At 76.5% G+C, this 13433-nt stretch carries 5 protein-coding genes and 1 pseudogene; all 6 read left to right on the forward strand.

Annotation, left to right across the window (positions count from 1 at the left end; translation table 11 throughout):
* Window positions 1-119: pseudogene (locus C8054_RS04540) on the forward strand (sphingosine kinase); the annotation flags it as partial.
* A 61-nt stretch (window positions 120-180) separates the two neighbouring features.
* Window positions 181-573 carry a DUF2267 domain-containing protein gene (locus C8054_RS04545; RefSeq protein WP_107155450.1) on the forward strand — a complete coding sequence of 131 codons (393 nt, stop codon included), beginning with the start codon at window positions 181-183 and terminating at the stop codon, window positions 571-573.
* A gap of 328 nt (window positions 574-901) precedes the next feature.
* Window positions 902-4369, forward strand: a complete 3468-nt coding sequence (locus C8054_RS04550) for an AMP-binding protein (RefSeq protein ID WP_107155451.1) — start codon at window positions 902-904, stop codon at window positions 4367-4369.
* Window positions 4366-7608, forward strand: a complete 3243-nt coding sequence (locus C8054_RS04555; protein ID WP_107155452.1) for a thioesterase domain-containing protein — start codon at window positions 4366-4368, stop codon at window positions 7606-7608. Before C8054_RS04550 ends, C8054_RS04555 begins: the two co-directional genes overlap by 4 nt.
* Window positions 7605-9911 (forward strand): lantibiotic dehydratase, encoded by a 2307-nt coding sequence (locus C8054_RS04560; RefSeq protein ID WP_107155453.1) that lies wholly within the window; start codon window positions 7605-7607, stop codon window positions 9909-9911. The genes C8054_RS04555 and C8054_RS04560 overlap by 4 nt, the downstream gene beginning before the upstream one ends.
* On the forward strand, window positions 9908-13420 hold the full coding sequence (locus C8054_RS04565) for a non-ribosomal peptide synthetase (RefSeq protein ID WP_107155454.1): 3513 nt from the start codon (window positions 9908-9910) through the stop codon (window positions 13418-13420). Before C8054_RS04560 ends, C8054_RS04565 begins: the two co-directional genes overlap by 4 nt.
* The last annotated feature ends 13 nt before the right edge of the window (window positions 13421-13433 follow it).

Raw genomic sequence — 13433 nt, forward strand, 5'->3', positions numbered from 1 at the left:
GGGCGCGGACGGTGGAGCTGACCGCCGACGGCATCACCACGTACGCGGACGGCGAGCGGGCGTTCCCGTTGCCGGTGACCGTCACCGCCGTGCCGGCGGCGCTGCGGCTGCTGCGCTGACCACGGCCACGGGGCGGGGGTTTCCCGGGACGTCGGCGACCGGCTGCCAGGGGAGGGCGGGATGCGGTTTCCGCTGTTCGTCGACGCGGTGGCGCGTCGTGCCGAGCTGCCCACCGACGACGCGGCGACGATCTCCCGCGCGGTGTTGCAGACGCTCGCCGAGCGGATCACCGCCGACGAGTCGGCCGACCTGGCCGCCCAGCTCCCCGACGACGTCGGCGGCTACCTCGCGACGGCCGGGCCGCCGGCGACCGGGGCCGCTGTGGACTTCCTCTACCGGGTGGCCGACCGGGCCGCGGTGGATCCGGCGCTGGCCGAGGTGGGGACGCGGGCGGTGCTCGCCACGCTTCGGGAGACGGTCACGGTCGGCGAGTTCCAGGATCTGGTGGCGCAGCTGCCCCGGGGGTTCGACGCGATGGTGGACCCGCTTCCGCGTCCGCCGTACGATGTCTGAGCAGGCTCCCCGCGACCCGGGTCGAGCTGCGGCGCGGCCGCCCATGAGGCGAAGATTTCACCGCCCAGAAGTACTTTCACCGTAAAATAACTCGCGAGTAGCCACCTACGCTGAAAATCGTCTACGCGCTAGAGGGATGATCGGACGAATTCCTCCGTCCCAGGTACCAGGGGTCGTCCCCCCTTCGGCTCGACCCGGATCGATCCTCTTCCGGTCGAGAGATTGAGCTTTATTCTGCTTCCAATGTGAAGTCCTGGGGGGGATCAATGGTCACATTCGTCGATTGCTGCTGCGCGCCCACCGTCAGTGGAGCACATCCCGTTTCCTGATGGCAGAGACGATGATCATCAATCGTTTCAGCGCGGTCGCAGCGGTCCACGGTGGCCGTCCGGCCCTGCTCGGCGAGACCCACGAGGTCGGTTACGCCGAGTTGGCCGAGACGGCCGGGGGGTACGCTGCCGTGCTCGTCGCCGCCGGTTTCCGGCCCGGCGACCGCATCGCGCTGCTCACCGCGCACGGCGCGCCGACCGTCGCCGCGCTGCTCGGCACGTTGGCCGCCGGCTGCGCGTACGTGCCGCTGGACCCGGGTTTCCCGGTCGCCCGGCTGCGACACATGGTCGCCGCCGCCGACGTCACCGCCGTGGCCTGCGCCGCCGAACACCGCGAACTGGCCCTGACGGTGGCCGACGGTCGTGCCGTGGTGCCCCTGGACGAGGTGCCGCCGGCCCCGCTGCGTCCGGTGCCGGTCGACCCGGACGCGCTGGCGTACGTGCTGTTCACCTCCGGCTCCACCGGCGTGCCCAAGGCGGTCGGGCAGACCCACCGCAACCTGGCGCACGTCGTCGACAACCAGATCGACGCGCTCGCCGTCGGCCCGGCCGACCGGCTCAGCCTGCTCGCCTCGTTCAGCTTCGACGCCGCCATCCCGGACCTCTACCCGGCGCTGCTCACCGGCGCCGCCGTCGTCCCGGTCGACCTGCGCCGGCACGGCCTCGCGTACGCGGTGGAGCAGCTCGACCGGCACGGCGTCACCGTGCTGCACTGCACGCCGACCGTCTACCGCTTCCTGCTCGACACGCTCGACGACCGGCGGCTGGCCACCGTGCGCGCGGTGCTGCTCGGCGGGGAACAGGCCACCTGGGCCGACGCGGCCCGCGGCCGGGACCGGTTCGCCGGCGACTGCGTGCTGGTCAACGGCTACGGCGCCACCGAGATGACGTTCGCCGCCCGGCACGTGCTGCCGCTGTCCGAGGTGGACCCGGCCAGGGTCGGGCCGCTGCCGGTCGGCCACGCGTTCCCCGGCTACCGCCTCGACCTCGCCCCGGGCACCGGCGAGATCGTGGTCCGCAGCCGGCACCTCGCCGCCGGCTACCTCAACCAGGACAGCGACCGGTTCACCACGGACGCCGACGGGACGCGGTCGTACCGCACCGGCGACCTCGGCGCGCGCCTGCCCGGCGGGGAACTGGTCTGCCTGGGCCGCCTCGACCGGCAGGTCAAGGTGCGCGGGCACCGGGTGGAGCTGACCGAGATCGAGACCGTGCTCGCCGCCCAGCCCGGCGTCGCCGGGGTCCGCGCCATCGCCCGCGACGGCGAACTGCTCGCGTACGCCCGCCCGGCCGGCGCCCGCCCCGACCCGGCGGCGCTACGCGCGGCGCTCGCCGCCGCGCTGCCCGACTACGCCGTGCCGCGCGCGGTGGTCGTGGTGGACGAGTTCCCGCTCACCGTCAGCGGGAAGGTCGACGAGCGGGCGCTGCCCGACCCGGTCGTCGAGGTGCCCGCCGGGGCGACGCCGGCCACCGACACCGAACGCGTCGTGCACGACATCTGGTGCGCGGTGCTGGGCCGCCCGGCGGTCGGCCGCACCGACAGCTTCTTCGACGTGGGCGGGCAGTCGCTGCTGCTGGGCCGGGTGCAGCAGCGGATCGCCGAGCGGTTCGGCGTCCGGCTGCCGATGCTGCGCCTGTTCGACCACCCGACCGTGGCCACCCAGGCGGCGCTGCTCGACGCGCCGCCGGAGGCGGTCCGCGCCCCGGTGCTGCCCGCGCCCGCCGCGCCGGTCAGCGCGTCCCGCGAGTACACCGGCGACGAGATCGCCGTGGTCGGGATCGCCGGCCGGTTCCCCGGCGCGCCGGACGTGGCGACGTTCTGGTGGAACCTGTGCACCGGGGTCGACTCGGTGCACGACCACACCGACGAGGAACTGGCCGCGCTCGGCATCGGGCCCCGGCTGCGCGCCGACCCCCGGCACGTCCGCGCCGCCGGCCGGCTCGACGGGGTGGCCGACTTCGACGCCGAGTTCTTCTCCTTCGGCGCCGACGAGGCCGCCCGCACCGATCCGCAGCACCGGCTCTTCCTGGAGACCGCGTGGGAGGCGCTGGAGGACGCCGGGCACGATCCGCAGCGCTTCCCCGGGCTGGTCGGCGTCTACGCGGCCACCTCCGCCAACCGGTACTTCCTGTTCCATCTGATGGACAACCCGGCGGTGGTCGGCGACGTCGACCCGGACGACTGGGAGGCGCGGCTGGTCGGCCGGCAGTTCCCCGACCACCTGCCCGGCCAGGTCGCCTACCGGCTCGGCCTGACCGGCCCGGCGCTGGCCGTGCAGAGCGCCTGCTCCAGCTCGCTGGTCGCGGTCTGCCTGGCCGCGCAGAGCCTCGCCGACTACCAGTGCGACCTGGCGCTGGCCGGCGGGTCCACGGTCATGTGGCCCCGGCACCGGGCCACGCCGGGCGGGCTCGCCTCCCCGGACGGCCGGTGCCGTGCCTTCGACGAGGCCGCGGAGGGCTCCGGGTTCGGCTCCGGCGCGGGCGTGGTCGCGTTGCGCCGGCTCGCCGACGCGCAGGCCGACGGCGACCGGATCTACGCGATCCTGCCCGGGTGGGCGGTCACCAACGACGGCCCGGACCGGGCCGGTTTCGCGGTACCCGGACCGGCCGGGCAGGCCGCCGCCGTGGCCAACGCGCTCGCCACCGCCGAGGTCGCCCCCGGCGAGGTCCGCCTCGTGGAGGGGCACGGCAGCGGCACGCCGCTCGGTGACGCCATCGAGGTGGCCGCGCTGCACGAGGTGTACGCCGGCGCCGCGCCGGCCGAGACGTGCGCGCTCGGCTCGGTGAAGACGAACATCGGCCACCTCGACGCCGCCGCCGGCGTCGCCGGGCTGATCAAGACCGTGCTGGCCGTCCGGCACGGCGTGATCCCGCCGAACCTGCACTTCACCCGCCCGCACCCGGAGATCGACCTGGCCGCCGGCCCGTTCTACGTGCCCACCAAGGCCCGGGACTGGCCGGACGGCGGACGCCGGGTGGCCGGGGTGAGCGCGTTCGGCCTGGGCGGCACCAACGCGCACGTGGTGGTGGAACAGCCGCCGCCGGTCGAGCCGACCGACCCGCCGGGGGAGGGGCCGTGGCTGCTGCCGGTCTCCGCGCGTACCCCGGCGGCGTTGCGGGCCGCGCTGGTCCGGCTGCGCACCCACCTGGCCGGCACCGCGCCGGCGCTGCCGGAGGTGGCCGCCACGCTGGCGCTCGGCCGCCGGCCGTTCGCGTACCGGGCGGCGGTGGTCGCCGCCGACCTGCCCGCCGCGTTGTCCGCGCTGGACGTACTGCTCGACACCGACGCCCGGCTCGCCGGTGACGCCGGGCCGCTGCGCGAGACGGCCGCCGACTGGGTGGCCGGCCACGACATCGACTGGGACGCCCTGCACCCCGAGGGCACGGTCCGGCGTACCGGGCTGCCCACCTACCCGTTCCAGCGCCGCCGGCACTGGATCGACCCCGTGCAGAGAGGTCCGCGGTGAACTGGTTCGCCTCCACCGGAAGCCGCCCCGAGGCGCCGGTGCAGTTGTTCTGCCTGCCGTACGCCGGCGCGGGCGCCAGCGCGTTCCGGCACTGGCCGGCCGCGTTCGGTCCCGACGTCGAGGTGCTGCCGGTGCAGTTGCCCGGCCGGGAGAAGCGGATCAGCGAGGACCCGCACTTCACCGTCGCCGAGGTCACCGACGCCATCGCCGCCCGGGCCGACCGCCCGTACGCGATCTACGGCCACTCGATGGGCGGCCGGCTCGGGTTCGACGTGATCCGCGAGCTGCGCCGTACCGGCCGTCGGCTGCCGCTGCGGCTCTACGTCGGCGGCGCCCGCGCGCCGCACATCACCGAGCCGGGCGGGTTCATCGGGCTGTCCCGGGTCAGCGACGACGAGCTGCTGCGCCGCCTCAGCGACGGCGGCGGCCTCCCCGCCGAAGCGTTCAACCACCCGGAGCTGCTGGAGCTGATGCTGCCGCTGCTGCGCGCCGACTTCGGCCGGGTGGACGACTACCGTCACGTCCCGGAGGATCCGTTGCCGGTGCCGATCGTCGCGTTCGGCGGCGACGCGGACGCGGCGGTCAGCCGCGCCCAGACCGCCGCCTGGGGCGAGCACACCGCGGCCGGTTTCACCCTGCACGAGCTGTCCGGCGGGCACTTCTTCCTGCACGACCGGCTCGCCGAGATGGCCGCGCTGATCCGGGCCGACCTGGCCGCCGCGCCCGGTGCCACGACCGCCGAGCCCGGTGCCACGACGACAGCGCCCGGCGGCCTGACCACCGCCACCGGCACCTCGACCACCGCGCCCGGCGTCGCTGCCGCCGGGCCCGGCACCTCGACCGCCCGCGCCGGAACCCCGGACGCGGGTCCGGGCCCGGTGCGCGCCGTCGGCCGCGGGACCGCCGGCGGTGCGCACCGGGTGCCGCTCGGGGACACCGGGTGGTCCGTGTGGCGCGACGCGATGCTGCGGACCACCGGCTTCCCCGCCGACGGGCTGGTGGCGCTGAGCGCGCCCCGGGCCGCCGCCGCCGCCGACGCGCTGCTGGCCACCGGCACCGGCGAGGAACAGTTCGACAAGGAGTTCGACGAGGCGCTACGCGCCGGCGCCGCGCGGCTCAACGCGTTGGCCGCCGACCCGCTGCTGCGCGAGGCGGTCACCTGGCAGAACCGGGGCGCGCTGGTCGCGTTGGACGGGTTGGTGCGCGGCGGCCCCGACGCGCCCCGCAACGTGCGGCGACGGGACCGGGAGCGGGCGCTGCTGAAGTACTGGCAGCGCTACTGCGGCAAGAACGAGACGGTCGGGTTCTTCGGGCCGGCCTGCTGGGTCACCGTCGACCCCGACCAGCCGGAGGTTGCCCTGGTCAACCCCGGGGAAGGGCTGACCGGGCGACGGTGGGTGTGGTTCGAGTCGTGGGCGCTGGCCGCGTACGCCGACCGGGTCGGCGCGGACCTGGCGGTCCGCCGCTGGTGGCCGCCGACGCTCCGGCCGCACCTGGCGATCCGGGACCGGGACGTGCTCCGGCCCGGCCGCCCGCCGCTGACGCTGACCCCGGTCGAGGCGGCGCTGCTGCGGGCCGCCGACGGTCGCCGCCACGCCGCCGCCCTGGTCGCCGACCCGGCGATCGGGCTGCGCCGGCCCGAGGACGGCTACGCGCTGCTCGACCGGCTGGTGGAACGGGAGCTGATCACCTGGGACGCGGCGCTGCCGGTCAGCCCGGACGCCGAGCGGGTGCTGGCCGAGCGGATCGCGGCGATCGGTGACGAGCCGGCCCGCGCCGCCGCCCGCGCCGGCTTCGACCGGCTGTGCGCCGCCCGCGACGCGGTGGCCACGGCGGCCGGCGACCCGGACTCGCTGCGCGCCGCGCTGGACGCCCTGGACGCCACGTTCACCGAGCTGACCGGCGTGCCGGCGGTGCGCCGCGCCGGCCAGATGTACGCCGGCCGCACCATCTGCTACGAGGACGCCGCCCGCGACCTGGACGTGGTCTTCGGCGCCCCGCTGCTGGCCGAGCTGGCCGCCCCGCTCGACGTGCTGCTGCGCGCCGCCCGCTGGCTGGCCAACGCGCTCGCCGACGCGTACCTGGCGGTGCTGCGCGGCCTGCACGACGAGCTGCGCGCCGAGTCCGGCGGCCCGGTGGCGCTGGCCGACCTGTGGTTCCTGGCCCAGGGCCTGTTCTGGGGCGGCGGCGAACGGCCGGTCGACGCGGTCGCCGCCGACTTCGCCGCCCGGTGGGCCGGCCTGTTCGGCCTGGACACGCTGCCCGCCGGCACCACCGACGTGCGGCTGCGCGCGGCCGACCTGGCCGAGAAGATCGACGCGGTCTTCCCGGGCGACCGGCCGACCTGGTCCAACGCCGTCATGCACAGCCCCGACCTGCAGATCTGCGCCACCGACGAGGCGGCGCTGCGGCGCGGTGACTACACCGTGGTGCTCGGCGAACTGCACGCCGCCTGGTCCTCGTTCGACTGCGCGGTCTTCACCCCGTCGCACCGGGACGTCGAGCGGCTGCGCGACGCGCTGGCGGCGGACCTCGGTGAGCGGCGCGTCCGGTTGCTGTTCCCGGCCGACTGGCCGCGCCGCACCAGCCGCACCGCCGAGTCGCTGACCGGCCCGACCGACCGGCAGCTCGCCTTCCTCGACGCGCCCGGCGCGGACCCGGCCCGGGTGCTGCCCACCGTGGACCTCACCGTCGACGACGTGGACGGCGAGCTGGTCGCCACCGCCTCGGACGGGCAGCGCTGGCCGCTCGCGGAGATCTTCGCCGAGCCGTTCAGCGCGCACGCCGTGGACGGCTTCAAACTGGTCGCCGCCGCGCCGTACACGCCACGCATCACGGTGGACCGGCTGGTGGTGGCGCGGCAGACCTGGCGGACCACGGTCGGGGAGAGCGGCCTGGCCGCCGTCACCGGCGAGAAGCAGCGGTTCCTGGCCGTACGCGCCTGGCGTCGCCGGCTCGGGCTGCCCGAGCGGGTCTACGTCAAGCTCGGCACCGAGACCAAGCCCTGCTTCGTGGACCTGGCCGCGCCGGGGTTCGCCGCGATGCTCTGCGCGCTGGTGCGCGCCGCCCGGGTCGACGGCGGCGACGACGTCTCGCTCACGGTCAGCGAGATGCTGCCCGACCCGGAACAGGCGTGGGTGCCCGACGGCGCGGGGCGCCGCTACTTCAGCGAGCTGCGCCTGCACCTCACCGACACCGCAGCGCTCGGCACGGACAGCGGAGTGGAGGACGCGCGATGAGCCATCTGCTGCCCCTGGGCACGACCGGCTGGTCGGTGTGGCGGGACGTGGTGCTGCGGACCGCCGGGTTCCCGGCCGCCGGTCTGGACCGGTTCGCCGCGCCCGGTTGCGCGGTCGCCGCGGACGCGCTGCTGGCCGGCGCGAGCAGCGCCGAGGTGTTCGAGAAAACGCTGGGGGAGGCGTTCGCCGAGTCGTCCGCGGTGGCCGGTGAACTCGCCGCCGACCCGCTGCTGCGCGAGGCGGTCACCTGGCAGAACCCGGACATGCTCATCGCGTTGGACGGTCTGCTGCGCACCGACCCGCAGGTGCGCAACGTGCGCCGGCGCAAGCGGGAGCTGAGCCTGTTGCGCTACTGGCAGCGGTACTGCGGCAAGGCGGAGACCATCGGCTTCTTCGGCCCGGTCTGCTGGGGCACGTTCGACCCGGCCGTGCCGGGCGTACGGACCGTGCCGGGCGCCGCGCTGGTGCGCCGCCGCCGGGTGTTCTTCGAGGCGTGGGCGCTCATCGCGTACGCCGACCGGCTCGCCGACGACCTGGCGGTGCGCCGCTGGTGGGCGCCGGCGCGGCAACCACACCTGACCGTGGTCGGGCGGGAGCTGCGCTGGCCGCTGCACCCGCCGATCGCGCTGACGCCGGTCGAGGCCCGGCTGCTCGCCGCCGCCGACGGGCGCACCCCGGCGGTGGAGCTGGCCGAGCGGCTGTGCGCCGAGGGCGTGGTGCACGGCGTCGACGACGTCTACCTGCTGCTCGACCGGTGGGTGGAACGCGGCCAGCTGAGCTGGGGTGCGAACCTGCCGGTCGCCCCGGACGCGGAGGACGTGCTCGCCGCGCGGATCGCCGCGATCGGCGACGAGTCGGTGCGCGCCGCCACGGCGGCCGAGTTCGACCGGCTCCGCGCCGCCCGCGACGAGGTGGCCGCCGCGGCCGGCGACCCGGACCGGCTCGGCGCCGCGCTCGCCGCGCTCAACGCCGGCTTCACCGCCGTCACCGGCCGCCCGGCCACCCGCAACAGCGGACAGATGTACGCCGGCCGCACGATCTGCTACGAGGAGACCGCCCGTGACCTGGACTTCCAGGTCGGCGCCGCGGTCACCGAGGCGCTCGCCGAGCCGCTCGCGGTGGTGCTGCGCACGGCCCGCTGGTTCACCGTCGAGGTCGCCGAGCGGTGCGCCGAACTCTTCACCGAGCTGCACGAGGAGTTGGCGACCGGCGGCGAGCCGGTGCGGCTGGCCGACCTGTGGCTGCTGGCCCAGGGCACGTTGATCGCGTCGGACGGCCCGATCGCCGGGGCCGGCGCGGAACTCACCCGCCGGTGGGCCGAGCTGTTCGACCTGCGTGAGCTGCCCGCCGACCAGGCCGAGCTGGGGGTCCGCGCGGCGGACCTGGCCGGTCGGGTGGCGGAGTTGTTCCCGGCGTCCGGGCCCGGCTGGCCGTCGGCCCGGCTGCACAACCCGGACGTCCAGCTCAGCGCCGCGTCCCCGGAGGCGGTCGCGCGGGGCGACTTCCTGCTCGTGCTCGGTGAGCTGCACCCGGCCACCGTCGCGTTCGACAGCGCGGTGCTCAGCCCGTTCCACAGCGACCCGGCGGCGCTGCGCGCCGACCTCGACGCCGACCTGGGCCCGGTGCGGCTGCGGGTGCTCTGGCCGGAGAGCTTCCCCCGGCGGACCACCCGCACCACGTACGCGCTGACCGGCCCGGCGGACCGCCAGCTCGGCATCGACACCGCGTACGGCGCCGACGCCGACCGGCTGGTCCCGGCCACCGCGGTGCTGGTGGAGCGCGCCGGCGACCGGCTCACCGCGGTCTTCCCCGACGGCGCCCGCTGGCCGCTGATGGAGGTCTTCGCCACGCTGCTCGGCTCGCTGCTGCTGGACGCGTTCAAGCTGTTCGGCGCCGCGGCGCACACACCCCGGATCACCATCGACCGGCTGGTGGTGGCGCGGCGCACCTGGCGCACCACGGCCGGCGCGTGCGGGCTCGGCGGTCACGCCGACGAGACCGCCCGCTACCTGGCGGTACGCCGCTGGCGGGCGGCCGCCGACCTGCCCGAGCGGGTGTTCGTCAAGATCGGCACCGAGATCAAACCCTGCTACGTGGACCTGACCGGCCCGCTGTACGCGCAGTCGCTCTGCGCCATGGTGGACGCCGCGCTGCGCACCGGCCCGGACGTGCCGGTGGTGGTCTCCGAACTGCTGCCGGCCCCCGACGAGGCGTGGGTGCCCGACGCCCGGGGCCACGGTTACGTCAGCGAACTCCGCCTCCAGATCACCGATCCGGCCGAGCACCTGGGAGCACACCGGTGACCCACACCCTGACCGTCAGCGCCGTCTCCGGGCCGGACCTGCCCTGGCCGGACGCCACCCTCGCCGACCTGATCACCGACCGGGCGGCCCGCGTCCCGGACGCGGTGGCGGTGCGCCAGTGGGACACCCGGCTCACCTACCGGCAGCTCGTCGACCGGGCCGCCGGGGTCGCCGCCGCGCTGCGCGCGCACGGCGTCGGCCGCGGCGACCGGGTCGGGGTGTGCGGCGCGCGTACCCCCGACCTGGTGGTCACCGTGGTCGGCGTGCTGCTGGCCGGCGCCGCGTACGTGCCGCTGGAGCCGGGCGGCCCACGTGACCGGCTGCGGGAGATCGTCCGCGACGCGGACATCCGGGTGGTGGTCGGCGACGCGGCGGCGGCCGAGTTCGGCGACGAGCCCGGCGTGGAGGCGCTCGGCCTGCCCGGCCCGGCCCCGCTCGCGCCCTGCCCGGCCCGCCCCGGCGACCCGGCGTACGTGCTGTTCACCTCCGGCTCCACCGGCCGCCCCAAGGGCGTGCTCACCACGCACCGCAACGCGGTCCAGTTCGTCACCGGCATCACGGCACTGACCGGCGCGGACGCGTCCACGCACAGCCTCGGCATCGCCTCGCTCGGCTTCGACGCGGCCACCATGGACCTGTTCGTGCCGCTGATCCTCGGCGGCACGGTGCAGTTGCTCGGCACCGACGACCGGGCCGACCCGGTGCGGCTCGCCCGGTTCGTCGCCGCGCACGACGTGAACTGGGGGTTCGTCACCCCCACCGTGCTGGCCCTGCTCGACCCGGCGGACCTGCCGTCGTGGCGGGTGCTGCTCTGCGGCGGCGAGGCGGTCCCGGCCGAACTGGCCGCCCGCTGGGCGCCGGGCCGGCGCTTCCTCAACGGCTACGGCCCGACCGAGACCACCGTGCTGGTGGTCCTCGGCGACCTCACGCCCGCCGACGCCGACCCGGCGCCGATCGGCCGGCCGCTGGCCAACCACCGCGCGTACGTGGTCGACGCCGACCTGCGGCCGGTGCCGCCGGGGGAGACCGGTGAGCTGCTGATCGGCGGGCCGGGCCTGGCCGACGGCTACCTGAACCGGCCCGGCCTGACCGCCGAGCGGTTCGTGCCCGACGAGTTCGGCGCGGCCCCCGGCGAGCGGCTCTACCGCACCGGCGACCTGGTCCGGCAGGCGCCGGACGGCCGGATCGTCTACCTCGGCCGGGCCGACCGGCAGGTCAAGGTGCGCGGCCAGCGCATCGAGCTGGGCGAGATCGAGGCGGTGCTGGCCGACCACCCCGGCGTCGAGCGGGCCGCCGTGGAGGCGCTGCCCGGCCCGGCCGGCACCGAGCTGGTCGCGTTCCTCACTCCGGCCGACGCGCCGGACGACGACGCGCTGCGGGCGTACGCCGAGCAGCGGCTGACCACCGCGATGCTGCCGGCCCGGACGGTGCGGCTGGCCGCGCTGCCGGCCAGCCCGGTCACCGGCAAGCTGGACCGGTCCGCGCTGCGCGAGCTGGCCACGGCCGCCGCGCAGGCCCACGACGTGCCCGACGACCTGCCCGACGACGGCGACCCGGTGGCGGCGGCGGTCCGGCGGGTCTGGACCCGGCTGCTCGGCGCGCCCCCCGCCCCGGACGCCGACTTCCTCGCCGCCGGCGGCAACTCGATCGCCGCGATGCGGCTGGTCGCCGCGCTGCGCGCGGAGACCGGCCGGCAGGTGGACACCCGGGTGCTGTTCACCGACCGCACGTTCGCCGCGCTGGTGGACCGGGTCCGGGCCGCCGACCCGGCCGGCGGCGACGGGCTGACCACCGGCAACCCGCCCACGCTGTCGCCGCCACAACGGCGACTGTGGTTCATGGACCAGCTCGCGCCGTCCAGCGCGCCCTACAACATCGCGGTCGCGCACCGGCTGCGCGGGCCGCTCGACACCGGCGCGCTCGGCGCCGCGCTGCGCGCCGTCGCCGAGCGCCACGACGTGCTGCGGTGGCGCATCCCGCAGCAGGGCGGCGTGCCGTACGCGGTCCGCGAGGAACCGACCGACGTGGCAGTGCCGGTGGTCGACCTGACCACCGTCGCCGACCCGGACACCGAGCTGGCCACCATGCTCACGGCCGGCGCCGGGCACGCGTTCGACCTGGCCACCGGCCCGCCCTGGCAGGTCACCGCCTACCGGCTCGCGGCCGAGGAGCACGTGCTGGCGGTGACCGTGCACCACGCGGTCTTCGACGGCTGGTCCGAGGCGCTGCTCTACGACGAGCTGGCCGCCGCGTACGCCCGCGCGCTCGGCCGGCCGACGCCGGGCCGCCCGCCGCTGCCCGCCACGTACGCCGACTACGCGGTCTGGCGGGAGGAACGCGACAGGCGTCGGGGCGAGGCCGACCTGGCCTGGTGGACCGGGCACCTGGCCGGCGCGCCGACCGTGCTGGAGCTGCCCCGCGACCGGCCCCGCCCGGCCGTGCAGACGTACGCCGGCGCGGAGGCCGCGGTCCGGCTGGACGCCGCCGCCGACCGGGCGGTACGCGATCTGGCCACCCGGCGCGGCACGACCGTCGCGGCGGTGCTGCTGGCCGGCTTCGGTGAGCTGCTGCGCCGGCTCACCGGCGGCGACGACCACGTGCTCGGCGCGATCGTCGCGGACCGGCGGCTGGCCGCGTTCGACGAGGTGATCGGCTTCTTCATCGACACCGTGCCGGTGCGGGTGCGCGCCGGCGGCAGCTTCGCCGCGCAGGTCGACCGGTGCGCCGCCGAGCTGCACGAGGTCACCGCGCATCCGGGCGCGCCGCTGGAACGCCTCGTCGAGGCGCTCGGCGTCGGCCGGGACACCTCCCGCGCCCCGCTGGTGCAGGTGCTGTTCAACGTGCTCAACTTCGTTCCGCCCCGGCTGACGCTGGCCGACCTGACCGTCGAGCCGGTGCCGGTGCCGAAGCCCGGCTCGCCGTTCGACCTGACCGTCTACGTGGTGGAGCGGGACGGACGGGCCGGCGTCGAGGTGGTCTACAACCCGGACCTGTTCGACGGCGACCGGATCGCCGCGCTGCTGGCCGACCTGACCGCCCTGGTCGGCGCGCTCGCCGCCGACCCGGACGCGCCGGCCGGCGAGGTGGCCCCCGAGCTGCCCCGCCCGGCGGTCCGGGTGGCCGCGCTGGGCGCGATGACGGTGGCCACCGCCGAGCCGGCCCGGGCGCCGCTGCCGGTCGGGTCGGACGCGCTCACCGGGACCGAGGAGCTGATCGCCGGCATCTGGCGGGACGTGCTCGACCGGGAGACGGTCGGCGTCACTGACAACTTCTTCGACATCGGTGGCCACTCGATGGCGCTCGCCGCCGTGCACGCCCGGCTCGTCGAGGCCACCGGCCGCTCGATCACCATGCTCGACCTGTTCCGCCACCCGACCGTGCGGGCGCTCGCCGCCAGCCTCGACGGCGCCACCGACCGGCCGGAGCTGGCCCGCGCCGCGATGCGCGCGGCCGCCCGGCGGGGCCGTGCCCGCCGTACCCCGCCACCCCGCCGACCGCACCAGCCGTGATGCCGCAACCCCT

The sequence above is a fragment of the Micromonospora sp. RP3T genome (genome assembly GCF_003027925.1).
Taxonomy (GTDB): Bacteria; Actinomycetota; Actinomycetes; order Mycobacteriales; family Micromonosporaceae; genus Micromonospora.